Origin of the sequence: Kribbella sp. NPDC051770 (assembly GCF_040681455.1) — a bacterium.
Taxonomy (GTDB): Bacteria; Actinomycetota; Actinomycetes; order Propionibacteriales; family Kribbellaceae; genus Kribbella.
Genome location: NZ_JBFAYT010000007.1, coordinates 396,650 through 421,189, shown reverse-complemented (window position 1 = coordinate 421,189; position 24,540 = coordinate 396,650). Strand labels below are relative to the sequence as shown.

Here is a 24,540-nt window from a genome sequence, read left to right as displayed (position 1 = left end):
TTCGCCACGAAGCTGCGGGCATGGTCACCACAGGAGTCCCTCACCTCGCCCGCACCCGCTGGCTACGCCGCGCAGGTGCTACCGCCGTAGCGACCGCCGTACTGGGTCTCGGCAGCACCGGCCTGGCGGTCGCCGTACTGACCGCACGCCAGCCGGACACCGCCAGCGATCCCCAAGCAACCAGTACGTCGAGCAGCAGCCCCAGCGAGGACCAGAGCAGCAGTGGTCTCGGCCAGGCCGACCAGGACGCTCCGGCGCAAGGCGGGAGCAACGGCTCATGACCGCCACCCGTAGCTGGACCGCCTGGAGCTGCACGGTCCGCCTGACCGTCGAGGACCCGGCCGCACTGTCTCCGGCCTGTGGAGCCCTCAAGGCGCTGATGGACCGCGTCGACAAGGCCGCCAGCCGTTTCCGCGCCGACTCCGAGCTCGCCACCGTCAACGACCGCGCCGGTGCGATGGTCCCGGTCTCCCGACTCCTGGTGGACCTCGTCGACGTCAGCCTGGTCGCCGCCTCGCTCAGCGGCGGCGCTGTCGACCCGACGGTCGGCGCGGCGGTCATCGCGGCCGGGTACGACGACGACATCGACGCCGTCCGCGCGAAGACCGCTCCGACCGTCATCCCACCAACGGTCCCCGGCTGGCAGCGCGTGCAGCTCAACCGCAAGCAGGCGCTGATCGGCATCCCCGAAGGCAGCAGCCTCGACCTGGGCGCCACCGCCAAGGCCTGGACCGCCGACCGCGCCGCACTGGTCCTCAGCAAGCGCCACGAGTGCGCCGTACTGGTCGAGATCGGCGGCGACCTCCGAGCCGCCGGTACGCCGGCCGAGCCGTGGGTCATCGAGGTCGCCGAACGCGAAGGCGACCCCGCGGTCAAGGTGACCCTGGCTCACGGCGGGCTGACCACCTCCACCCGGACGGCGCGCACCTGGGACACCGCCACCGGTACCGCGCACCACGTGATCGACCCGCGCACCGGACGCCCGGCCGATGGCCCGTACCGAACCGCCTCGATCTGGGCGCCCACAGCCGTCCGCGCGAACACCTTCAGCACAGCGATCATCGCCACCGGCGAGGCCGCACTCGGCCGCCTCACCCTGGCTCACCACCCCGCCCGCCTGGTCGACGCTGACGGCGAGGTCACCGAGCTGGCCGGCTGGCCGGCAGCGAGCAGGGCCGCCTGATGACCCTCTGGTACCTGGCCCGCGCCGCAGGCGTCACCGCGCTGATCCTCTTCACCGCTGCAGCAGCACTCGGCCTGCTCGCTGCAGGCGGCCGCAAACCGGAGCAGCGCTTCTGGCTCCAGTATGTTCACCGCTCGGCGTCGGCGACCGGTCTGATCCTCCTGCTGGCCCACGTCATCGCAGTGATCGCCGACGCTCATGTGGACATCAGCCCCCAGGTCCTGCTGCTCCCATGGACCTCTGGCTACCGCCCCTTCGCCATCGCCGTCGGCGTACTGGCCCTGTACGGCGTACTCCTCGCAGCCGTAGTCGGAGCAGCCCGCGGCCGCCTGGCCCGCTCGCACGCCTTCACCAAGCGCTGGCGGGCGATCCACGTCGCCGCCTCGGTCGGCTGGCTGTTGTCCATCGGCCACAGCCTCCTCGCCGGCACCGACCGCGGCACCCCGTGGATGCTCGCCCTCACTCTGGCCTGCCTGGCCGCTGTCGGAGCAGCAGCCGCGGCCCGCCTCACCAGCCGCACCGCCAGAGCCAGTACGCCGCTCAACCTCGCCAGAGCCGGGAGAACCCGATGACCATCCTCCAAGAGACCACCCAGCAGGTCAGGGTGATCGGCGAAGCTCGGATGCTCGCCGGACTCGACACCGGCCGCGCCGACCTCGCCCGTCACCTCTGGACCCATGGCGAGCAGCCGCAGCTCACCCGAGAGGACTACGCGACGCTCACCGAGGAGGTGGGCCTCAGAGGCCGCGGCGGTGCCGGCTTCCCCGTAGCGTTGAAGCTGGCCGACCTCCCGGCGGCCGGTGTCGAAGCAGTGGTCGTCAACGGCTCCGAGAGCGAACCGGTGAGCCGCAAGGACCGCCTCCTCCTCACCCTGGTTCCCCACCTCGTCCTCGACGGCGCCACCGGCCTGGCCCGAGCGCTGGGTGCGCCGCGCGTCGTCCTGGCCGTCCACGACGCCACCGCGGCCGCGTCGCTCCAGGCAGCGCTGGCCGAGCGCGTCACCGACGAGGCCGAGCAGCGCTACCGCAGCGACGGCCTCGACATCCAGATCGCTGACACCCCAGGCCGCTTCGTCGCGGGAGAGGCCCGCGCGGTCCTGAGCATCCTCAACGGCGGCGCAGCGGTGCCACCCGGCCGGCGTACGCTGCCGACCCGCCAAGGCCTAGACAGCCGCCCGACATTCCTCTCCAACGTCGAGACCTTCGCCCAGCTCGCCGTACTGGCTCGCCTCGGCTCCCGCCAGTTCGGCGCGACCGGACTCCGCAGCGAGCCCGGCACGCAGCTCCTCACGATCGCCGGCGCTCTCCAGCGTCCCGGCGTACTGGAGACGCCGACAGGCATCCCACTCGACACCGTCCTCCAGTACGCCGGCGCGGAGGCCGGCCCGGTCCTCCTCGGCGGCTACCACGGCCGCTGGCTCCGGCAGACCGACGGCGTCACCCTCAGCCGCCCGCACGTGTCGGCGGGCATCGTGCTGGCGCTCGGCTCGACCACCTGCCCTCTCGGCGAGGTCCACCGCGTCGCCCAGTGGTTGGCGAGCCAGTCAGCCGGCCAATGCGGCCCGTGCCTGTTCGGGCTCGGCGCACTGGTCGACGACTTCGCCCGGCTCCTCGCAGGCGACCCCGCCGGCTTGCACGACGCGCAGCGCCACCTCGGACTGGTCCCCGGCCGCGGCGCCTGCGCCCATCCCGATGGCTCCGCCCGCTTCCTGGCGTCAGCCCTGGAGGTCTTCGCCGAGGACCTGCAACTCCACCTGTCCACCGGCACCTGCGGCCGCGCCGTACAGGGTGTCCTTCCCGTGCCCGGAGGTGCGTGGTGAGCGACCACAAGCTCGAGATCGACTGGACCCGCTGCGACGCCCACGGCCTGTGCGCCACGCTGCTGCCCGACGACGTCACGCTCGACGAGTGGGGGTTCCCGGTTCTGCGCGGCCGCGAGATCACTCCCGGTGAGCTGACGAACGCCCGCCGCGCAGCCCTCGCGTGCCCGGCCCTGGCGCTCCGGTTGCAGCGGAGCTGAACCAGGCTCGTCCAGCTGTTGAACGTGACTCGTAAGGCACCCGAAAGGACCGTCCCGCCATCACACCAGTGACCGAAGTGGACTAATCTCTGAGGGAGGCGCACAACGGCGTGCGACCGGGCGCGAGCAGCGCCGAAAATCGCGTGGAACGGTGGGGAATGCAGAGCAAGCTGGACGTCCAGAAGGCCGATGTGCTCGCCAAGGCAGTGGCTGCGGGATCACACGGGCACGACAAGTCGGTGGACCCCGAGAAGCTGAGGAGCTTCCTGGAGCGGTACTACCGGTACGTGGCCGCCGAGGACGTGGCCGAGCGCCAGCCGCAGGACTGCCTGGGCGCGGCCAAGCACCACTACAAGTCGGCCACCTCGCGGCCGCAGGGCACGGCCAAGGTGCACGTCTTCACCCCGACGGTGGAGGAGCACGGCTGGTCGGCGAACGGCCGGACCGTGATCGAGATCGTGGTCGACGACATGCCGTTCCTGGTCGACAGCGCGGCGATGGTCGTCACCGACCGCGCCCTGGAGCTGCAGCTGCTGATCCACCCCCAGTTCGTGGTCCGCCGTGACGTGACCGGCACCCTGCTGGAGGTCCTGGACGACGCCAGCTCCCCGGATGCGCACGACCGCGTCCGCGAGAGCTGGATGCACCTCGAGGTCGAGCGGATCGCCGACCCGGCCGAGCACCGCGCGCTGGAGAAGGCGCTGCAGGGCGTCCTCAGCGACGTCCGCGAAGCGGTCGAGGACTGGCCGAAGATGCACGAGAAGGCCGTCGGCATCGCCGAGGAGCTGGCCGACCCGGCGACGAACCTGCCGGTCGGCGCGACCGAGGTGGAGGAGGCCCGCGAGCTGCTGCAGTGGCTGGCCGACGAACATTTCACCTTCCTCGGCTACCGCGAGTACGCGTTCACCATGCGCGGTAAGCAGGGCGTCCTGCGCGGCGTCCCGGGGACCGGCCTCGGCATCCTGCGGCCCGACCCGTCCCAGGGCGAGAACGCCGGACTGCTGCCGCCGGAGGTGAGCGCCAAGGCCCGCGAGAAGAAGCTGCTGATCCTGACCAAGGCGAACTCGCGCTCCACCGTGCACCGGTCGTCGTACCTGGACTACGTCGGCCTGAAGTCGTTCGACGAGAACGGTGAACCGGTCGCCGAGCGCCGGTTCATCGGGCTGCTGTCGTCCACGGCGTACACCGAGAGCGTCATGCAGGTTCCGGTGCTGCGCCGCAAGGCGCTGGAGCTGTTCCGGCTGACCGGCTTCGACCCGAACAGCCACAGCGGCAAGGGCCTGCTCGACGTCCTCGAGACCTACCCGCGCGACGAGCTGCTGCAGGCGCCGGTCGAGGACCTGCTGCCGATCGTGCAGACCGTGCTGCACCTGCAGGAGCGCCGCGCGGTCAAGCTCTTCGTACGGCGTGACGTCTACAACCGCTACCTCTCCTGCCTGGTCTACCTGCCGCGTGACCGCTACACCACCGCGGTCCGGCTGAAGATGCAGCAGATCCTCAAGGACGCGATCGGCGCCGACTCCGTCGACTACGCCGCGCACGTCACCGAGTCGGTGCTGGCCCGGGTGCACTTCGTGGTCCGGATGAAGCACGGCCAGACGGTCGGCGAGTACGACGCCGACCTGCTGGAGCAGAAGGTCGTCGAGGCGACCCGCGCCTGGCAGGACGACTTCGCCGTCGCGCTGCACGCGCTCGGCGGCGACGGCGCCGTCACCCGCCTGAACAACCAGTACGCCGGCGCCTTCCCGGAGGCGTACAAGGAGGACTTCGACGCCCGCGTCGCGGTCCAGGACGTGACGATCCTCGACAAGCTGCCGGCCGAGAACGGCCTGGCGATGTCGCTGTACTCGCCGATCGACGAGGAGTGGGAGGGCGAGCGCCGGTTCAAGGTCTACCGGACCGGCTCGCCGCTGTCGCTGTCGCAGGTGCTGCCGCACCTGACCCACATGGGTGTCGAGGTGATCGACGAGCGCCCGTACGAGATCCGCCGGCCCGACGGCACGGCGTACATCTACGACTTCGGGCTGCGCGCGCCCGGCGAGGCCGAGGAGCGCGAGGAGCTGCGCAAGCTCTTCTCCGACACGTTCCGCGCGGTCTGGGAGGGGCGCGCCGAGTCGGACAAGCTGAACGCGCTGGTCCTGCGCGGCAACCTGAGCTGGCGGCAGGTCTCGATCCTGCGCGCGTACCAGCGCTACATCCGCCAGGGCGGTACGCCGTTCAGCCAGGACTACATCGAGAACACGTTCCTGAACCACGTCGACGTCGCGGGCCTGCTGGTCCAGCTGTTCGAGGCGTGCTTCGACCCGTCGCGCGGCGCGTTCGACGACCCGGTACGGCGCGAGACGATCTCCCAGCTGGAGAAGGAGATCGGCGCCGCGCTGGACACGGTGAAGAGCCTCGACGAGGACCGGATCCTGCGCTCGTACCTGACCGTGATCCAGGCGACGCTGCGGACCAACTACTTCCAGCCCGGGGCCGACGGCGAGCCGCGCGGCTACATCAGCTTCAAGCTGGAGCCGAAGGCGATCCCGGACCTGCCGCAGCCGCGGCCGGCGTACGAGATCTTCGTGTACTCGCCGCAGGTCGAGGGTGTGCACCTGCGCTTCGGCGCGGTCGCCCGCGGCGGTCTGCGCTGGTCGGACCGGCGCGAGGACTTCCGCACCGAGGTGCTCGGCCTGGTCAAGGCGCAGATGGTGAAGAACTCCGTGATCGTGCCGGTCGGCGCCAAGGGCGGCTTCTACGCCAAGCAGCTGCCGGACCCGCTGGCCGACCGGGACGCGTGGCTGGCCGAGGGCATCGCGTCGTACAAGACGTTCATCTCGGGGCTGCTCGACATCACCGACAACATCGTCGGCGGCTCCGTGGTGCCGCCGAGCAGCGTGGTCCGGTACGACGGTGACGACGCGTACCTGGTCGTCGCGGCCGACAAGGGCACGGCGACGTTCTCCGACATCGCCAACGGGGTCGCCAAGGAGTACGGCTTCTGGCTCGGCGACGCGTTCGCCTCCGGCGGCTCGGTCGGCTACGACCACAAGGCGATGGGCATCACCGCGCGCGGCGCCTGGGAGTCGGTGAAGCGGCACTTCCGCGAGATGGGCGTCGACTGCCAGAACGAGGACTTCACCGTCGTCGGCGTCGGTGACATGTCCGGTGACGTGTTCGGCAACGGGATGCTCCTGTCGGAGCACATCCGGCTGGTCGCGGCGTTCGACCACCGGCACATCTTCCTCGACCCGGCCCCGGTCGCGGCCTCGTCGTTCGCCGAGCGGCGCCGGCTGTTCGACCTGCCGCGCTCGTCGTGGGCCGACTACGACACCGCGCTGATCTCGGCCGGTGGCGGCGTCTACCCGCGCACCGACAAGGCGATCCCGATCTCGCCGGAGGTCCGCGAGGCCCTCGGCCTGGAAGGGAACCCGGCGACGCTGACCCCGGCCGAGCTGATGCAGGCGATCGTCAAGGCGCCGGTCGACCTGTTCTGGAACGGCGGCATCGGCACCTACGTGAAGGCCGCGGGGGAGACCCACGCGGACGTCGGTGACAAGGCCAACGACGCGATCCGGATCAACGGCGCCGACCTGCGCGCCCGCTCGGTCGGTGAGGGCGGCAACCTCGGTTTCACCCAGCTCGGCCGGATCGAGTACGCCGCCGGCGGCGGCCGGATCAACACCGACTTCATCGACAACGTGGCCGGCGTGGACACCTCCGACCACGAGGTGAACATCAAGATCCTGCTCGACAAGGTGGTCGCCGACGGCGACCTGACCGAGAAGCAGCGCAACGACGTGATCGCGTCGATGACGGACGAGGTCGGCGCGCTGGTCCTGAAGAGCAACTACCGGCAGAACATCGGCCTGGCCAACGCGACCTCGCAGGCCGCCGCGCTGATGCACGTCCACCAGGACTGGGTCCGCCGGCTGGAGAAGCAGGGCCTGCTGGACCGGGAGCTGGAGTTCCTGCCGAGCGTCGCCGAGTTCAAGCGCCGCAAGGCCGACGGCCGCGGGCTGACCTCGCCCGAGCTGTCGGTCCTGATCGCGTACACCAAGATCGTGCTCGAAGCCGAACTGCTGAAGACCTCGCTGCCCGACGACGACTTCCTGACCAACAAACTGGTCAGCTACTTCCCGCGCGCGATCCAGGAACGCTTCGCCGAACCGATGGCCTCGCACCAGCTGCGCCGCGAGATCATCACCACCCAGGTCGTCAACGAGTTCGTCAACTCCTCCGGCATCACGGCCTTCCACCGCCTGTCCCTGGAGACCGGCGGCACCGCCGAGGACGTCGTACGGGCGAACCTCGCGGCGTCCCGCATCTTCGCCCAGCCCGACCTGCTCGCGCTGAACGCCGACCTCGACAACATCGTCGACGCCGACACCCAGACCAAGATGCGCCTGGAAACCCGCACCCTGGTCGAACGAGCCACCCGCTGGCTGGTCAGCAACCGCCGCCCCCCGATGGACATCGCCGAACTCATCGAGTTCTTCACCCCCGGCATCGCCAAACTCACCACCGCCCTGCCGGAGGTCCTCCGAGGCCGCGAACTGGCCCTGTTCGAACAACGCCGGGAAGCCCTGGTCACCAAGGGTGTCCCCGCTGACTTCGCCACCCGCATCGCCGTCCTCCCTCCGGCCTACGCCGGCCTGGGCATCGTGGAAACCGCCGACCGCGACGACCTCGACATCCTCGAGGTGGCCAAGGTCCACTTCGCCCTGGGAGAACGCCTGCAACTGGGCCGCTTCCTCGAGCGAATCGTCGCCCTCCCACGCACGGACCGCTGGCAAACCATGGCCCGAGCCGCCCTCCGAGACGACCTCCACGCCGTCCACGCCCGCCTGACAGCCCAGGTCCTCGCCACCACAGACCCCACCGCAGAACCAGAAGACCGAGTCATCTCCTGGCAAGACCAAAACGAAGCAGCTCTCTCCCGAGCCGCCACCATGCTCGAAGAAATCGTAGAAACCGAAGGCCCAGAACTGGCCCACCTGTCGGTAGGCCTCCGCCTGGTCCGCACGTTGATGGTCAACCAGGCCTAGCCGACCCGGGGCCGGACCAACATCCGGCCCGCCGGCCCGAACACCGGGCCCGGCCAGCCCGCCTAGGGTCAACGCCCCGTCTCACACCTCAAGCAGCCTCGCCCGATCACTCGGCGCGGGGCTGCTTGTTTCCTCCGCCTCTCGGCCCGGCTCACACCTCAAGTAGCCCACCCTGACCACCGGCGCGGCTACTCGGTTTCCGCCCACCCACTCAACGGACCCCGTCAGCAGCCGCGTCCCGACCATCCGGCGCAGGACGGAGCGGATTGCAGGCCATCGCACGGACGCGGTAGCCGGCTTTGAGCAGCTCGGCTCGGATCCTCGCCCCGCCCCGCCCCGAGCGCGCTGGCTCCGTCGCCGCAGATGCTCCACCAACTGTCGGGATCTACCGATCACCATCCTGGGCACGACCATTCCGAATCGCACGCAATGCCGCCGGAACACCCCCGCCGAGCTGCAGCCAGATCTGCGCTCGCAGCGCATGCCACGGGTACTCCGACCGCCCGCTGGCCTCGCACAACTCCACGGCCAGCAGCCACGGCACGGCTCCCGCCGCGAACAGTGGGATCACGTAGTAGATCTCCCGCCCACCCAACACCTCGAAGACCCAACAGAGAACAACAACCGGCACCATGAAGACCGAGACGAGGTAGAGGACCGCGAGAATCTTGTCACCGGTGTCAGGCTCCGCGGGCGCTTCGTCGAGCGCTTCGTCGAGCGATTCGGGGGCGGCGACGGCCGGCTCCGCGGTCGCTTCGTCGAGCGGCTCGGAGGCGCCGACCGGCGTACGGTCGGGCAGGTCGTCGCGCTGTGGCTCGATGGGAAACCAGCGTTGGCCGCGCAGGCGCACTCGTCTACGCGGTGCGGCGACTTCATCGCTCACACCATCGCCGCCAGCACTATCAGCATCGGCAACGCGGCCGCCTTCCTGCTGTCGCCGGAGGCGATCGTGAAGAAGCTCCAGCGCAGCCGAACCGCAAGGCCCGACGGCCGGATCCGCGCCATCACCGGCGCTTGATCGACCGCGTCAGGAGCAGTGTGAGGTACGACGATCCTGCGCGGCCGGCCCGTACGAGAGCCGACGTCGCCCGGGTCGGTGGCGAAGTGCCCGGTCCGGCAGTACCGGGTCGGGCAGTAGCGAGTCCGGCAGTAGCGAGTCCGGCAGACCCGGGTCCGGCAGTAGCGAGTCCGGCAGTACCGAGTCCGGCAGTACCGAGTCCGGCAGTACCGAGTCCGGCAGTACCGAGTCCGGCAGTACCGAGTCCGGCAGTACCGGGTCGGGCAGTACCGGGTCGGGCAGTACCGGGTCGGGCAGTGCGCGGGCCCGTGTTCAGCGGGTGAGCGCTTCTCTGGGCTCACCTGTCGGAGACGACGACTTCTACTGAGTACTGGTCGGCCCGATAGCAGTGGTCGCCGAACTCCACTGCAGATCCGTCGGCGTCGTAGGCGCTGCGGGTCATCGTCACCAGTGGTTCCGCCTTGGACATGTGGAGGGTCCGACGTTCCTCGGCGGAAGCGTTTCGGGCGCCGATGCGTTGCCGGGCGACGGTCGGGCGAATACCTCGGGCGCGGAGGACGGCGTACAGGCCTTCGGCGGTGAGTTGTTCATGGGTCAGGTCGTCCATTGCTGGGGGCAACCAGTTGCGCATGATCGCGAGGGGGACGTCGCCGGCGTAGCGGAGGCGGACGATGGCGACCAGGGGCGTGCCTGAGGGCAGGCCGAGGGCTGCGGCGGCTCGGTCGTCGTGGGCTGCGCAGTTGAGGGAGAGGACCTCGGTGCGGGGCGTGCGGCCTTCGCGTTCCAGGTCGTCGTACAGGCTGGTGAGCTCGGCCTTGCGGTGGACCATCTGGTTGGCGACCGTCGTGCCGATGCCGCGGCGCCGGACCAGCAGGCCCTTGTTGACCAGCTCGGAGATCGCGCGGCGCACGGTGGGCCGCGACAGGTTCAGGCGGTCCGACATGGCGATCTCGTTCTCGAACGGGTCGCCGGGGCGCAGGGTGCCGTCGGTGATGGCAGCCGTCAGCTGCTCGGCCAGCTGGTGGTACAGCGGTACCGGGCTGGTCCGATCGATCTGAATCGGCAGGGCGGCCATGGGCGGATGGTACAGGAGGCAGGTAGGTATGTCCCGACGTGAGAATGTGCTTACAAACTCTTGACTCCGCTGGGTCGGGCCGGAAAGCTTGGCTCGGCAACCGGCGCCGTGCTGAGGCACTGACGCGCGGTCGGGGCAGGTGACGACGAGAGGGCGGCCGCGGATGCGGATCGGGTTGGTCGGGGTCGGACGGATCGGCGCGTTCCACGCCGCGACGCTGAAGGGTTTGCCGGCCGTCGAGCAGGTGGTGGTGGCCGACGTCGACGCGAACCGCGCGGAGCTGACCGCGAAGGATCTCGGGGCCGAGTTCGCCCCCGACGTCCCCAGCCTGCTGAACAGCGGAATCGACGGTCTGGTGATCGCCGCCGCGACCTCCGCGCACGCCGAGCTGATCGAGGCCGCCGTCGCCGCGGGCATCGCCACGTTCTGCGAGAAGCCCGTCGCGCTCGACCTCGCCGAGACCCAGCGGGTCGTTGAGTTGGTCGAAGGCTCGGACGTCCCGGTGCACATCGGCTTCCAGCGCCGCTTCGACGCCGGCTACCAGGCAGCGGCCGCGCAGGTGCGATCGGGTGAGCTCGGGTTCATCCACCATATCCGCGCGAACACCAACGACGCGTTCCCGCCACCGGCCGGCTACATCCCGACCAGCGGCGGCTTCTTCCGCGACTGCACGGTCCACGACTTCGACATCATCCGGTACGTCACCGGCCGCGAGGTGGTCAGCGTCTACGCGACCGGAGCCAACCGCGGCGAGACCTTCTTCGGCGAGTACGGCGACGTCGACGCGGCCGCCGCGCTGCTCACGCTCGACGACAGCACCTTCGCCGCGGTCAGCGGCACCCGCTACAACGCGGCCGGTCATGACGTCCGCATGGAGCTGCTCGGGAGCCTGGGCTCGATCTCGGTCGGTCTCGACGAGCACACCGCGCTGCGCTCGGTCGAAGCCGGTGTGACCTTCCCCGGTGGTGACCCGCACGCCACGTTCATGGATCGCTTCCGCCCGGCGTACGTCGCCGAGCTGACCGCGTTCACCGAGGTCGTCGCCGGTACCCGCGACGTCCCCTGCACTGTTCGCGATGCCCTGCAGGCGTTCCGGATCGCCGACGCCTGCGAACTGTCCCGTTCTGAGAACCGCGTTGTCCTTCTGGAGGAGATCGGCCGATGAGTGACGTAGCTGCCCGGATCGCGGGAGCCCCGATTTCGTGGGGTGTCTGCGAGGTACCCGGCTGGGGCTGGCAGTACGACCCGGAGACGGTGCTGGCCGAGATGCGCGACGTCGGGATCGCGGCGACCGAGTTCGGGCCGGACGGGTTCCTGCCCGAGGACCCGGCCGAGAAGGCGAAGACGCTCGCCGACGTCGGGCTGCGCGCGGTCGGCGGGTTCGTGCCGGTGATCCTGCACGACCCCGCACACGATCCGGCTCCCGAGGTGGCGCGGGCGCTCGAAGGTTTCGTCGCCGCCGGTGCGTCGACGCTGGTCATCGCGGCGGCGACCGGGCAGGACGGGTACGACGGCCGCCCGGTGCTCGACGACGCAGGCTGGGCGACGCTGCTCGCCAACCTGGACCGGCTGACCGAGGTCGCCGCGGCGCAGGGAGTGCTCGCGACGATCCACCCGCACGTCGGCACGATGGTCGAGAACGCGGACGACGTCCGCCGGGTGCTCGCGGGGTCGGCGATCGGGCTGACGCTGGACACCGGGCACCTGATGATCGGTGGGGTCGACCCGGTCGCGCTGACGCTGGAGCACACCGGCCGGATCAAGCACACGCACTTGAAGGATGTCGACGCCGCCTGGGCCGCGAAGGTCCAGTCTGGCGAGGTGAGCTACACCGACGCTGTTCGCGAGGGGATGTACCGGCCGCTGGGTCAGGGTGACGTCGACCTGGCCGCGATCGTCGGTGCGCTGGAGTCGGCCGGCTACCAGGGCTGGTACGTGCTGGAGCAGGACACGATCCTCCAGGCGCGCCCGACCGGCGAAGGTCCCGTGGTGGATGTTCGCGCGAGCATCGCTCATCTCCTCGACCTCGCAGCCACGAGAACGAGCACGGGCGGTCCTGGAGTGGACGCAGTGGCCGGGCTGGAGGAAGGCGCGGTCGCCAGGCCCGAGGCAGGTGCAGGAGCTCCTTCGGCCGAGGCAGGAACGGGAGCCCCAGCGGCTGAGGCGGTCGGGGGCGGGGTGGGCTGATGGTGGACGACGTACTGACCATCGGGCGGATCGGCGTTGACCTCTACCCGTTGCAAACCGGGACGCATCTCGAGGACGTGGAGAGTTTCGGGAAGTTCCTCGGCGGGAGTGCGACGAACGTCGCGGTCGCCGCGGCCAAGCACGGGCGGAAGGCCGCGGTGATCAGCCGGACCGGGAACGACCCGTTCGGGACGTTCATCCACCGGGCGCTCGGGGAGCTGAACGTCGATGACCGGTTCGTCACCGGCGTAGAGGGGTTGCCGACGCCGATCACGTTCTGCGAGATCTTCCCGCCGGACAACTTCCCGCTGTACTTCTACCGGTTCCCGAAGGCGCCGGACCTGGTGATCAACCCCGACGAGCTCGACCTGCAGGCGATCAAGGACGCGAAGATCTACTGGTCGACTGTCACCGGGCTGTCCGCCGAGCCGAGCCGCTCGGCGCACTTCGCCGCCTGGGAGGCGCGCGAACGCCGGGCGATCACCGTGCTCGACCTGGACTACCGGCCGATGTTCTGGGCGGACCCGAGCGAGGCGCACGCGCAGGTGAGCAAGGCGCTCGACCACTGCACGGTTGCCGTCGGCAACTGCGAGGAGTGCGAGGTCGCGGTCGGGGAGACAGACCCGGACAAGGCGGCGCAGGCACTGCTCGACCGGGGACTGGACCTGGCCGTCGTGAAGCAGGGCCCGAAGGGCACGCTGGCGCGGACGCGGGACGAGCGGGTGGAGGTGCCGCCGTTCCCGGTCGAGGTGGTGAACGGGCTCGGCGCCGGAGACGGCTTCGGTGGGGCGCTGTGTCATGGTCTCCTCGCAGGGTGGCCGTTGGAGCGGATCATCCGGTTCGCGAACATCGCGGGCGCTGTCGTGGCATCGCGGTTGGAGTGCTCGACGGCGATGCCCACGGAGGCGGAGGTCCTCGCACTGATGGGTGAGGACGCATGAGCACCGAACAGTCCGTACAGAGCAGCTCTGCTGCCGGCGCGACGGCGCCCCAGGACAACCCAGGCGTGGCTACAGGCGCGACGGCGCCCCAGGACAGCCCACGCGTGGCTGCAGGTGCGACGGCGCCGCAGGAGGGCCCACGTGCGGCTGAAGGTGCGACTCCCCAGGGCGGCCCACGTGTGGCTGCCGGTGGTCGCGCGCGGGGAATCGAGTGGGGAGCTGGGCAGCGCGTGGATCTCACCGAGTTGCGGGTCCGGCATCCGGAGCGGGTCGCGGAGGCGTGGCAGCAGCGACGGCAGCGGGAGCTGGTCGGGGAGGACGGGCGGCTGCTGATCGTCGCCGCGGACCACCCGGCGCGAGGTGCTCTCGGCGTCCGCGATGACCGGATGGCGATGGCGAGTCGTCCGGGGCTGATCGAGCGGCTCTGCACGGCGCTGCAGCGGCCGGGAGTCGACGGCGTACTGGCCACTCCGGACGTGCTGGAGGATCTGCTGCTGCTCGGAGCGCTGGAGGGCAAGGTCGTCGTTGGGTCGATGAACCGCGGTGGGCTGCAAGGCTCCTCCTTCGAGTTGGACGACCGGTTCACGGCGTACCGGTCGGCGGACGACATCGCTTCGCGCCGGCTCGACGGCGGGAAGATGCTGACCCGGATCTGCCTCGACGACCCGGGCACGGTGGCGACGCTGGAGAGCAGCGCGCAGGCCGTCACCGAGCTGGCCGAGCGCAAGCTGATGGCGATGGTCGAGCCGTTCTGGTCGACGCGGACCGATGGCCGGGTCAGCAACCTGCTGGACCCCGATTCGGTGATCCGGTCGATCCACATCGCGTCGGGCCTCGGCGCGACCAGCGCGTACACCTGGCTGAAGCTGCCAGTCGTCGACGAGCTGGAGCGGGTGATGGAAGCCACCACGCTGCCGACGCTGCTGCTCGGTGGCGATCCGACTGTCGCGCCCGAGGAAACCTATGCATCCTGGGGCAAGGCGTTGAGCCTGCCGTCCGTCCGGGGACTCGTCGTCGGCCGGGCGCTGCTCTTCCCGCCGGACGGCGACGTGGCCGCCGCGGTCGACCAAGCCGCCACGCTGGTGCACGGAGGTGCCGCATGACGGATCGGCGACCTGCCAGTGGACCTTCCGGCCGTTGCCCGATCGCCGGGGGACTCGACCGGCGGCTGACCTGTGGAGGCACGCATGACTGAGTGGTTCAGGCCCGCCGGCTCCACCGCGCGCGACGGCTACGACCTGGTCGTCCACCCGGGCGAGCAGGACTGGCACCACACGGGCCTGACCGTCCGGACCCTTCGTCCTGGCCAGTCCGTCGAGTTCGACACCGGGGACTGCGAGTACCTCGTGCTGCCGTTGAGCGGATCGGCCGAGGTGATCGTCGACGGCGAGACCGTGCCGCTCGGCGGCCGGGCGGACGTCTTCGCCGGGCCGACCGACCTGGCCTACGTCCCGCGCGGCACCACGGTCGCGGTCGTCAGCGCCGGGGGAGCCCGGATCGCCTTCCCGCACGCCAAGGCCGCGAGCGACTACCCGTTCCGCCGGATCGGCACCGAGCAGGTCGAGACCGAGCTGCGCGGCGCCGGCGTCTCGTCCCGGCAGGTCCGCAACTTCGGCACGCCCGGCGTCCTGGACGCCGACTCGATCATCGCCTGCGAGGTGCTGACGCCGGCCGGCAACTGGTCGTCGTACCCGCCGCACAAGCACGACGAGCACAAGCCGGGCGAGGAGAGTGTGCTCGAGGAGATCTACTACTTCGAGCTGCAGCTGTCCGACGACGCCCCGGAAGGTGTCAAGGGCAACGACCCGATCGGCTACCAGCGGGTCTACGGGACCGATGACCGTCCGATCGACGTCCTGGCCGAGGTCCGCAACGGCGACCTCGTCCTGGTGCCGCACGGGTGGCACGGCCCGGCGATGGCTCCTCCCGGCTACGACATGTACTACCTGAACGTGATGGCCGGTCCGGGCACCGAGCGCGCCTGGCTGATCAGCGACGACCCACAGCACGGCTGGGTCCGGCAGCTGTGGGACAGCCAGCAGGTCGACCCGCGCCTGCCATTCGGACACCAGTGACATGAAGCAGACAACGATCGATCCGCGGCTACCTTTCGGAGGACAGCGATGACGGTACGTCTCACGGTCGCCCAGGCGCTGGTGCGATTCCTGAGCGTCCAGTACTCGGAGCGCGACGGCGAGCGGCAGAAGCTCTTCGCCGGCTGCTTCGGCATCTTCGGGCACGGGAACGTGGCCGGGCTGGGCCAGGCACTGCTGCAGGCCGAGCTCGAGGACCCGACGGCGCTGCCGTACATCCTGGCCCGTAACGAGCAGGCCATGGTGCACAGCGCATCGGCGTACGCGCGGACCAAGGACCGGCTGCAGACCTACGCCTGCACGGCCAGCATCGGGCCCGGCTCGACCAACATGGTCACCGGCGCGGCCCTGGCGACGGTGAACCGGCTGCCGGTGCTGATCCTCCCCTCGGACGTCTTCGCGACCCGGGTCGCGTCGCCGGTGCTGCAGGAGCTGGAGAGCTTCTCGGCCGGCGACGTGTCGGTGAACGACGCCTTCCGCCCGGTATCGAAGTACTTCGATCGCGTCTGGCGCCCCGAGCAGCTGCCGTCGGCGCTGCTCAACGCGATGCGCGTCCTGACCGATCCGGTCGAGACCGGCGCGGTGACGATCGCGCTGCCGCAGGACGTTCAGGCCGAGGCGTACGACTGGCCGGAGGAGCTGTTCGCCGAACGGACCTGGTACGTCGCCAGGCCGTTGCCTGAAGCATCGATCATCGAGAAGGCGGCCGAGCTGATCCGCTCGGCCGAACGCCCGCTGATCGTGGCCGGTGGCGGTGTTACCTACTCGCGCGCCCAGGATGCGCTTCGGGCGTTCGCCGAAGCCACCGGGATCCCGGTCGCGGAAAGCCAAGCAGGCAAGGGATCGCTGCGCTACGACCACCCGCAGTCGGTCGGCGCGGTCGGCTCGACCGGAACCACGGCAGCGAACGCGCTGGCCCGCGACGCCGACCTGGTGATCGGCATCGGGACCCGCTACGGCGACTTCACGACGGCGTCGCGGACGGCCTTCCAGGGCGCGGGCGTGAAGTTCGTCAACATCAACGTGGCGCGGTTCGACGGTGGTAAGCATGCTGGTCTCCCGGTGGTGGCTGACGCGCGGGAAGCCCTTGTTTCGTTGGGATCCGCGCTCGCTGGTTGGTCCGTGCAGAGAAAGTACACGGATTCGGCGACAGCACTGGCGAAACAGTGGGACGAGGTTGTGGACAACCACTACAACCCGCCGGCCGAGGTGACCGGAAAGCTCGCGGAAGGACTGCTCACCCAGGGCCAGGTCCTCGGTGTCGTCAACGAATTGTCGGCGGCGTCTGATGTCGTTGTCTGTGCCGCCGGTTCGATGCCCGGCGACCTGCACAAACTCTGGCGGACCCGCGACCCGAAGGGCTACCACGTTGAGTACGGCTACTCCTGCATGGGATACGAGATCGCCGGCGGTCTCGGCGTCCGCCTGGCTGCTCCCGACCGCGACGTCTTCGTCCTGGTCGGCGACGGGTCGTACCTGATGATGTCCAGCGAGCTGGTCACCGCCGTCCAGGAGAACGTCAAGATCATCGTCGTCCTGGTTCAGAACCACGGCTTCGCGTCGATCGGCGCGCTGTCGGAGTCCCTGGGCTCGCAACGCTTCGGTACGGCGTACCGCAAGCGCAGCGGGGACGGGCGGCTCGACGGCGACTACCTGCCGGTCGATCTCGCGGCGAACGTGCGCAGCTTCGGCGTCGAGGTGATCGAGGTCGGCAGCCGCGACGAGCTGGAGAAGGCGATCCACACGGCGAAGGCTGCCGACAGGTCGATCGCGATCCACGTCACCACCGACCCGCTGATCGGCGCGCCGGACAGCGACTCGTGGTGGGACGTCCCGGTCAGCCAGGTCTCCGACCTCGACTCGACCCGCGCGGCCGCGGCGTCGTACGAGGAGTCGAAGAAGGCGCAGCGTCCGTACGTCGCCCCGGTGGAAGGGCACTGACATGGGCAAGGTGACGATCGGCAGCGCGCCCGACTCGTGGGGCGTCTGGTTCGCCGACGACCCGCGGCAGACGCCGTGGACCAGGTTCCTCGACGAGGTCGCCGAGGCCGGGTACACCAAGATCGAGTTGGGCCCGTACGGGTATCTCCCGACCGATCCGGCCGAGCTCAAGGCGCAGCTCGACCGGCGTGGGCTCGAGGTGACCGCCGGTACGACGTTCGAGCACCTGCACCGGGAGGACTCGTTCGACTCCACCTGGCGTGACGTGGCGCGGACCGCCGAGCTGGCGGCCGCGATGGGTGCGAAGCATCTAGTCGTGATGCCGTCGATGTGGCGTGGTGACGACGGCGAGATCGTCGAGCCGCGGCTCGACCACGAAGGCCAGGCGCGACACGGCAAGCAGGTCACCGAGCTCGGGCGCCGGGTCTTCGAGGAGTACGGGCTCAAGACCCAGTTCCACCCGCACGCGGATGGACATGTCGACACGCAGGACACCGTCGAGCGGTTCCTGGCCGAGACCGACGGCGCGCACGTGAACCTGTGCCTGGACACCGGCCACATCAGCTACTGCGGCGGCGACAACCTGGAGCTGATCCACAAGTACCCGGACCGCATCGGGTACGTGCACCTCAAGCAGGTCGACCCGGTCGTGCTCGCGCAGACCCAGGCCGAAGGGCTCGGCTTCGACGCGGCCGTCGAGCGCGGTGTGATGTGCGAGCCGCCTGGCGGCGTACCGGAGATGCCGCCGGTGCTGGCAGCGCTGGCCGGACTCGACATCGACCTGTTCGCGATCGTCGAGCAGGACCTGTTCCCGTGCGCGCCGGACGTGCCGTTGCCGATCGCGCGCCGCACCCTGACGTACCTGAACAGCCACGGGGGTGGTGCATCCGACTGACGGCCAGGAGAGTATGCACTCTCTGGTCACTAGCAACGCCGCGGCGTCACCGCGGGAAATCGGAAAGGCTGGTTGTGGTCATGGTTCGGTGGCAAAGGAAGGCCCAGCGCAGCGCTGTGGTCGTCAGCGCGGCACTGGCGCTGGTCCTCACGGCGGGGGCCTGCAGCTCCTCCGGCGGCAAGCAGGAGGAGACGAAGGCCGACGGCGGCTCGGGCAACGTGGCGACCACGCCACGGATGAAAGTTGCCCTGATCACCCACTCCAAGGCGGGTGACACGTTCTGGGACATCGTCCGGCGCGGTGCCGAGGCGGCGGCGCAGAAGGACAACATCGAGCTGCAGTACTCCTCCGACCCCGACGGTGCCGCCCAGGCCAACCTCGTCCAGACCGCGATCGACGCGAAGGTCGACGGCATCGCGGTGACGCTGAACAAGCCCGACGCGGTGATCCCGAACGTGAAGAAGGCGGTCGCCGCCGGGATCCCGGTGACCGTGCTGAACGGCGGGCTGGACACCTGGAAGACCTCCGGTGCGATCGGCTACTTCGGCCAGGACGAGCGGATCGCCGGCGAGGCGACCGGTGACAAGCTCAAGCAGCTCGGTGCCAAGAAGGTGCTCTGCATCGTGCACGAGCAGGGCAACGTCAGCCTGGAGGCCCGCTGCCAGGGCATCAAGGACAAGTTCGGCAACGTCGAGAACCTGAACGTCGACGGCGCGGACCAGCCGGGCACGCAGGCGACGATCACGTCCAAGCTGCAGCAGGACAAGTCGGTCGACTACCTGGTGGGTCTGAACGCCGGCGTCACGCTGACCGCCGTACAGGCTGCGAAGGACGCCGGGTCGTCGGCCAAGATCGGCAGCTTCGACATGAGCAAGGAGATGGCCAAGGCGGTCAAGGACGGCACCGTGCAGTTCGCCGTCGACCAGCAGCCGTACCTGCAGGGGTACCTGGCCGTCGACGCGATCTGGTTGAGCAAGACCAACGGCAACTCGATCGGTGGTGGCGAGGCCACGCTGACCGGGCCGTCGTTCGTCGAGAAGTCCAACATCGAGGCCGTCGAGAAGTACGCCGCGGCCGGGACCCGCTGAGGTCGCGCCGATGGCATCGACGATCGCGACCCCCACCGACACCGACGACCGCGTCTCGGCGCGGTCGGTCGGCGCCCGGCTGCTCAGCCGCCCGGAGATCGGGTCGCTGGTCGGCGCCGCGGTGATCCTGGTGTTCTTCCTGATCACCGCCGAGCCGTTCCGGCAGATCAACAACACCGGGACGATCCTGTACCAGGCCGCGCTGATCGGGGTGATGGCCGTCCCGGTCTCGCTGCTGATGATCGGCGGCGAGTTCGACCTGTCGGCCGGTGTGGCGGTGACGACCAGCGGCCTGACCGCCGGCATCTTCGCCTACCAGTTCAGCGTCAACGTCTGGGTGGGGATGGCGGTCGCGCTCGTCTTCGCTCTGGCGATCGGCCTGTTCAACGGCTGGCTGCTGATGCGGACCGGGCTGCCGAGCTTCCTGGTCACGCTCGGGACGTTCTTCATCCTGCAGGGGCTGAACGTCGCGGTGACCCGGCTGACGTCGGGCGCCGTCGCGTCGAACTCGATCAGCGACATGGACGGGTTCGGCTCCGCGAAGGCGGTGTTCGCCTCGGAGTTCAAGCTGGGCGGGGTGACGATCAAGATCATCATCGTCTGGTGGATCGTCTTCGTGGCGATCGCGGCCTGGATGCTGCTGCGGACCAAGATCGGCAACTGGATCTTCGCCGTCGGCGGCGACGCCGCGTCGGCGCGCGCGGTCGGCGTACCGGTGAAGAAGGTGAAGATCGGGCTGTTCATGACCGTCGGGTTCTTCGCCTGGTTCACCGGGATGCAGCTGCTGTTCGTGCAGAACGGCGTCGTGCAGTCCGGTGAGGGCGTCGGCAAGGAGTTCCTGTACATCATCGCCGCGGTGGTCGGCGGCTGCCTGCTGACCGGGGGTTACGGCTCGGTGGTCGGTGGCGCGGTCGGTGCGCTGATCTTCGGGATGGTGCAGCTCGGCGTCGTGTACGCCGGCTGGAACCCGGACTGGTTCAAGGCGTTCCTCGGCGCGATGCTGCTGCTGGCCACGATCGTCAACCTGGTCGTCAAGAACAAGGCGGACGCACGATGACTACGACGGAGAGCTTCGCCAGCGAGGTCAGCGCGAGCCCGAACACGCCGATCGTGCTCCTGGAGGACGTCGGCAAGAGCTACGGCAACATCCAGGCGCTGCGCGGGGTGTCGCTGGCGGTTCGGCAGGGCGAGATCACCTGCGTGCTCGGCGACAACGGTGCGGGCAAGTCGACGCTGATCAAGATCATCGCCGGCCTGCACGACTACACGTCCGGGACGATGTCGGTGAACGGCGAGGCGCGGCACTTCTCCTCGCCGCGGGAGTCGCTGGACAGCGGGATCGCGACGGTCTACCAGGACCTGGCGCTGGCGCCGCTGATGTCGGTCTGGCGCAACTTCTTCCTCGGCAACGAGCTCACCAAGGGCCCGTTCGGGGTGCTCGACTCGGCGAAGATGAAGCAGGTCGCGCAAGAGGAGCTGACCAAGATGGGAATCTCGATCCCCAACCTGGAGCAGCCGGTCGGGAAGCTGTCGGGCGGTCAGCGGCAGTGCGTCGCGATCGCGCGGGCGATCCACTTCGGCGCGAAGGTGCTGATCCTGGACGAGCCGACGGCGGCGCTCGGCGTGAACCAGTCGGGCGTGGTGCTGAAGTACGTCGTCAAGGCGCGGGACGCGGGGATCGGGGTCGTCTTCATCACCCACAACCCGCACCACGCGTACCTGGTCGGCAACCACTTCGTCATCCTCAAGCTCGGCCGGGTGGCGCTGGACACGCACCGGTCGGAGATCACGCTGGAGCAGCTGACCACGGAGATGGCCGGCGGCTCGGAGCTGGAGGCGCTCAGCCACGAGCTGCGCGGCTTCGACCCGGAGCGGGTGGTGACGCCGGAGCAGAAGGAGTAGCTGGTACGCCGGCGGCCCGGTCGAGCGGCCCGGGCCGACCGGCGGCAGGTGGAGGCGACCGCCGGGGAGACCCGGCGGGCGTCGGAGGAAGTGGCGGCTGCTGGGGAGACCTGGTGGGCGCTGGTGGTGGGCGGTTCGCCGGGGAGGCACGGTGGACGCTGGTGGTGGGCAGTTGCCCGGGGACCCGGAGCTGCTGGGAGTACGGCGCGGGCAGTCGTCGTACAACGTCGTCAGAGAGTAGGTGGAGATGCAGGACCTGAGGATCGGGATCATCGGTGTCGGGGTGATGGGCGCCGATCATGCCGAGCGGGTGGTGCGACGGATCTCCGGTGCGCGCCTGGTCGCGGTCTCGGACCCGGACCTGCCGCGCGCGAACGCGCTGGCCGAGTCGCTGTCGCGCCCCGCGGGCATCGCGGAGCAGACCGGCGCGGCCAACGGATCCGGGGCGATTCGCGTGATCGGCGACCCGCTCGACCTGATCGCGGACGCGCAGGTCGACGCGGTGATCATCGCGTCGCCCGGGTTCGCGCACGCTGAGCAGCTGATGGCCTGTCTGGAGCACGCGAAGCCGGTGCTCTGCGAGAAGCCGCTGACGATGGACACCGAGTCGTCGCTGCGCGTTGTCGAGGCCGAGCACAAACTCGGCAAGCAGCTGATCCAGGTCGGGTTCATGCGCCGCTTCGACCCGGAGTACGCCGCGCTGAAGGAGCTGCTCGACTCCGGTGAGCTCGGGCGCACGCTCCTGCTCCACAACGTGCACCGCAACAAGACCGTCCCGGACACCTTCCGCAGCGAGATGATCGTGCGCGACTCGCTCGTGCACGAGGTCGACGTCGCGCGCTGGCTGTTCGACGACGAGATCGCCAAGATCACCGTGCACGCACCGAAGCCGACCGGCCTGGTCGCCAACGGCGCGCTCGACCCGCAGTTCGCGATCCTCGAGATGGCCAGCGGCGCGATCGCCGACGTCGAGGTGTTCGTGAACTTCCAGGTCGGGTACGAAGTGCGTTGCGAGGCCGTCGCCGAGAAGGGCAGCGCGACCATCGGGCTCGGCGTCGACGTGCTGACCAAGCGCGCCGGGCAGTGGGGCGGCGTCGTACCGGAGGACTACCGGGCCAGGTTCGGTACGGCGTACGACATCGAGGTGCAGCGCTGGGTCGACGCGACCCGGCGGGGCGAGATCGACGGGCCGTCGGCCTGGGACGGGTACGCCGCGGCGGCCGTCTGCACGGCCGGCATCCAGTCGCTGCAGGAAGGCCGGCCGGTCGAGGTCGAGATGGCCCGCAAGAGCGAGGTGCTCGGATGATTCGGGACGACGTAGACATCAGCACCCGCTCGCGTTCCCGGCACCGGCGCGGCCGGCGTACCGGGAGCACAGGACACGAGAACACCGCAGGACCGACGACGAGGACACAGCTGTGAGCACTGAACGGATCACCCACCTGATCGGCGGTACGCCCTGGACCGGCGTCGCCGAGCGGACCAGCAAGGTCTACAACCCGGCCACCGGCGAGGTGACCGGCGAGCTGGACCTGGCCTCGGCGGCGACCGTCGACGAGGCGGTCAAGGTCGCCCACGAGGCGTCGAAGGCGTGGGGCCGGACGTCGCTGACCAAGCGCGCGCAGGTGCTGTTCGCGTTCCGCGAGCTGCTCAACGAGCGCAAGGGGGACATCGCGGCCCTGATCACCGCCGAGCACGGCAAGGTGCTGTCGGACGCGCTCGGCGAGGTGACCCGCGGGCTCGAGGTCGTCGAGTTCGCCTGCGGCATCCCGCACCTGCTCAAGGGCGGGTTCAGCGAGAACGTCTCGACCAACGTCGACGTGTACTCGATCCGCCAGTCGCTCGGCGCGGTCGCGGTGATCTCGCCGTTCAACTTCCCGGCGATGGTGCCGCTGTGGTTCGTGCCGATCGCCGTGGCCTGCGGCAACAGCGTCGTGATCAAGCCGTCGGAGAAGGACCCGTCCGCGGTGAACGCGGTCGCGGCGCTGTGGAAGGAGGCCGGGCTGCCCGACGGGGTGATGAACGTCGTGCACGGCGACAAGGAGGCCGTCGACCGGCTGCTCGAGCACCCGGACATCAAGGCGGTCTCGTTCGTCGGGTCGACACCGATCGCGCGGTACGTGTACGAGACCGGTACGGCGAACGGCAAGCGCGTGCAGGCCCTCGGCGGCGCGAAGAACCACATGGTCGTGCTGCCCGACGCCGACCTCGACCTGGCCGCCGACGCGGCCGTGAACGCGGGCTTCGGGTCGGCCGGTGAGCGCTGCATGGCGATCTCCGCGCTGATCGCCGTCGAGCCGGTCGCCGACGACCTGATCACGAAGATCAAGGAGCGGATGGCGACCCTGAAGACCGGTGACGGGACCCGCGGCTGCGACATGGGCCCGCTGGTCACCGGCGAGCACCGCGACAAGGTCGTCGGGTACGTCGAGGCCGGGGTCGAGTCCGGCGCCGAGCTGACCGTCGACGGGCGCGAAGGCCCGTTCGACGGCGCCGACGACGGGTTCTGGCTCGGCCCGACGCTGTTCGACAAGGTGACACCGGAGATGTCGATCTACACCGACGAGATCTTCGGGCCGGTGCTGTCGGTGGTCCGCGTTCCGTCGTACGACGCGGCGCTGGAGCTGGTCAACTCGAACCCGTACGGGAACGGCACGGCGATCTTCACCAACGACGGCGGGGCCGCGCGGCGGTACCAGACCGAGGTCGAGGTCGGGATGGTCGGCGTGAACGTCCCGATCCCGGTGCCGATGGCGTACTACTCGTTCGGCGGCTGGAAGAACTCGCTGTTCGGCGACACCCACGCGCACGGCGCCGAGGGCGTGCACTTCTTCACCCGCGGCAAGGTCGTCACATCGCGCTGGCTCGACCCGAGCCACGGCGGGCTGAACCTGGGCTTCCCGACATCTGACTGATCCCGGCTGCGTGCAGCGTTGGAGCCATGGGCACGAGGAGTACTGCAGCTAACAGACTGAGCCGAGCCATCCGACGTACGGAGAGTGTCAGCTCTGCAGCGCCTCATGGAGTGAAACGACCTCTGGGCGACCATCCGAGCGAGCCGCCGCGATCAAACAGAACAATCAACCGTATTGACTAAGCGAGACGGAGGCAATCGCGGGCAGTGATCGGATAAGAACACCGGTCGCCACGCACGATCGACGAGGGGGC

21 protein-coding genes are annotated in these 24,540 nt (G+C 69.7%); 18 read left to right on the top strand and 3 right to left on the bottom strand.

Going from position 1 to position 24,540, the window contains the following annotated elements:
• The first annotated feature begins 20 nt into the window (after window positions 1–20).
• The 6 genes from AB0M01_RS24865 (at window position 21) to AB0M01_RS24840 (ending at window position 8,232) form a co-directional block, all read left to right on the top strand.
• Window positions 21–281 carry a hypothetical protein gene (locus AB0M01_RS24865; RefSeq protein ID WP_363673367.1) on the top strand — a complete coding sequence of 87 codons (261 nt, stop codon included), beginning with the start codon at window positions 21–23 and terminating at the stop codon, window positions 279–281.
• The gene (locus tag AB0M01_RS24860; RefSeq protein WP_363673365.1) at window positions 278–1,183 is read left to right on the top strand and encodes an FAD:protein FMN transferase; all 906 of its coding nucleotides are present in this window, start codon (window positions 278–280) and stop codon (window positions 1,181–1,183) included. Before AB0M01_RS24865 ends, AB0M01_RS24860 begins: the two co-directional genes overlap by 4 nt.
• Window positions 1,183–1,755, top strand: a complete 573-nt coding sequence (locus tag AB0M01_RS24855) for a hypothetical protein (protein ID WP_363673363.1) — start codon at window positions 1,183–1,185, stop codon at window positions 1,753–1,755. Before AB0M01_RS24860 ends, AB0M01_RS24855 begins: the two co-directional genes overlap by 1 nt.
• Entirely contained in the window at window positions 1,752–3,002 is a 1,251-nt protein-coding gene (locus AB0M01_RS24850) for an NADH-ubiquinone oxidoreductase-F iron-sulfur binding region domain-containing protein (protein ID WP_363673361.1), read from the top strand. The genes AB0M01_RS24855 and AB0M01_RS24850 overlap by 4 nt, the downstream gene beginning before the upstream one ends.
• A complete protein-coding gene (locus AB0M01_RS24845) occupies window positions 2,999–3,202 on the top strand; it encodes a ferredoxin (RefSeq protein WP_363673359.1) in 204 nt (67 codons plus the stop codon). Before AB0M01_RS24850 ends, AB0M01_RS24845 begins: the two co-directional genes overlap by 4 nt.
• 158 nt (window positions 3,203–3,360) lie before the next feature.
• Window positions 3,361–8,232, top strand: coding sequence for an NAD-glutamate dehydrogenase (locus AB0M01_RS24840; RefSeq protein WP_363673357.1), 4,872 nt, complete (start codon window positions 3,361–3,363; stop codon window positions 8,230–8,232).
• A 385-nt stretch (window positions 8,233–8,617) separates the two neighbouring features.
• Here the strand turns inward: AB0M01_RS24840 and AB0M01_RS24835 are convergent, their stop codons facing one another.
• The 3 genes from AB0M01_RS24835 to AB0M01_RS24825 all read right to left on the bottom strand — a co-directional run bounded on the left by AB0M01_RS24835 (window position 8,618) and on the right by AB0M01_RS24825 (window position 10,325).
• Entirely contained in the window at window positions 8,618–9,115 is a 498-nt protein-coding gene (locus AB0M01_RS24835; RefSeq protein WP_363673355.1) for a hypothetical protein, read from the bottom strand.
• Window positions 9,112–9,240: a hypothetical protein gene (locus AB0M01_RS24830; RefSeq protein WP_363673353.1), complete on the bottom strand. Its 129-nt coding sequence runs from the start codon at window positions 9,238–9,240 to the stop codon at window positions 9,112–9,114. The genes AB0M01_RS24835 and AB0M01_RS24830 overlap by 4 nt, the downstream gene beginning before the upstream one ends.
• Before the next feature lie 347 nt (window positions 9,241–9,587).
• Window positions 9,588–10,325, bottom strand: a complete 738-nt coding sequence (locus tag AB0M01_RS24825) for a GntR family transcriptional regulator (RefSeq protein ID WP_363673351.1) — start codon at window positions 10,323–10,325, stop codon at window positions 9,588–9,590.
• 163 nt (window positions 10,326–10,488) lie between these two features.
• Between AB0M01_RS24825 and AB0M01_RS24820 the strand changes: the two genes are divergently transcribed.
• The 12 genes from AB0M01_RS24820 (at window position 10,489) to AB0M01_RS24765 (ending at window position 24,287) form a co-directional block, all read left to right on the top strand.
• On the top strand, window positions 10,489–11,490 hold the full coding sequence (locus tag AB0M01_RS24820; RefSeq protein WP_363673348.1) for a Gfo/Idh/MocA family oxidoreductase: 1,002 nt from the start codon (window positions 10,489–10,491) through the stop codon (window positions 11,488–11,490).
• A complete protein-coding gene (locus AB0M01_RS24815; protein ID WP_363673346.1) occupies window positions 11,487–12,512 on the top strand; it encodes a sugar phosphate isomerase/epimerase in 1,026 nt (341 codons plus the stop codon). Before AB0M01_RS24820 ends, AB0M01_RS24815 begins: the two co-directional genes overlap by 4 nt.
• Complete coding sequence (iolC, locus tag AB0M01_RS24810) at window positions 12,512–13,453, top strand: 5-dehydro-2-deoxygluconokinase (protein WP_363673344.1); 942 nt, start codon at window positions 12,512–12,514, stop codon at window positions 13,451–13,453. Before AB0M01_RS24815 ends, iolC begins: the two co-directional genes overlap by 1 nt.
• Window positions 13,454–13,683: 230 nt before the next feature.
• Complete coding sequence (locus tag AB0M01_RS24805) at window positions 13,684–14,556, top strand: deoxyribose-phosphate aldolase (protein WP_363673342.1); 873 nt, start codon at window positions 13,684–13,686, stop codon at window positions 14,554–14,556.
• Window positions 14,557–14,640: 84 nt separating this feature from the next.
• Complete coding sequence (gene iolB, locus AB0M01_RS24800) at window positions 14,641–15,528, top strand: 5-deoxy-glucuronate isomerase (protein ID WP_363673340.1); 888 nt, start codon at window positions 14,641–14,643, stop codon at window positions 15,526–15,528.
• A gap of 48 nt (window positions 15,529–15,576) precedes the next feature.
• Window positions 15,577–17,487, top strand: a complete 1,911-nt coding sequence (gene iolD / locus AB0M01_RS24795) for a 3D-(3,5/4)-trihydroxycyclohexane-1,2-dione acylhydrolase (decyclizing) (protein WP_363673338.1) — start codon at window positions 15,577–15,579, stop codon at window positions 17,485–17,487.
• Between the two features lies 1 nt (window position 17,488).
• Window positions 17,489–18,382 carry a TIM barrel protein gene (locus tag AB0M01_RS24790; protein WP_363673336.1) on the top strand — a complete coding sequence of 298 codons (894 nt, stop codon included), beginning with the start codon at window positions 17,489–17,491 and terminating at the stop codon, window positions 18,380–18,382.
• 80 nt (window positions 18,383–18,462) lie between these two features.
• The gene (locus AB0M01_RS24785) at window positions 18,463–19,470 is read left to right on the top strand and encodes a substrate-binding domain-containing protein (protein WP_363673334.1); all 1,008 of its coding nucleotides are present in this window, start codon (window positions 18,463–18,465) and stop codon (window positions 19,468–19,470) included.
• Between the two features lie 10 nt (window positions 19,471–19,480).
• Window positions 19,481–20,527 carry an ABC transporter permease gene (locus AB0M01_RS24780; protein WP_363673332.1) on the top strand — a complete coding sequence of 349 codons (1,047 nt, stop codon included), beginning with the start codon at window positions 19,481–19,483 and terminating at the stop codon, window positions 20,525–20,527.
• Window positions 20,524–21,372, top strand: a complete 849-nt coding sequence (locus tag AB0M01_RS24775) for an ATP-binding cassette domain-containing protein (protein WP_363673330.1) — start codon at window positions 20,524–20,526, stop codon at window positions 21,370–21,372. The genes AB0M01_RS24780 and AB0M01_RS24775 overlap by 4 nt, the downstream gene beginning before the upstream one ends.
• A 247-nt stretch (window positions 21,373–21,619) precedes the next feature.
• Window positions 21,620–22,678: a Gfo/Idh/MocA family oxidoreductase gene (locus AB0M01_RS24770; protein WP_363673328.1), complete on the top strand. Its 1,059-nt coding sequence runs from the start codon at window positions 21,620–21,622 to the stop codon at window positions 22,676–22,678.
• A 112-nt stretch (window positions 22,679–22,790) separates the two neighbouring features.
• Entirely contained in the window at window positions 22,791–24,287 is a 1,497-nt protein-coding gene (locus tag AB0M01_RS24765; protein ID WP_363673326.1) for a CoA-acylating methylmalonate-semialdehyde dehydrogenase, read from the top strand.
• Window positions 24,288–24,540: the final 253 nt, after the last annotated feature.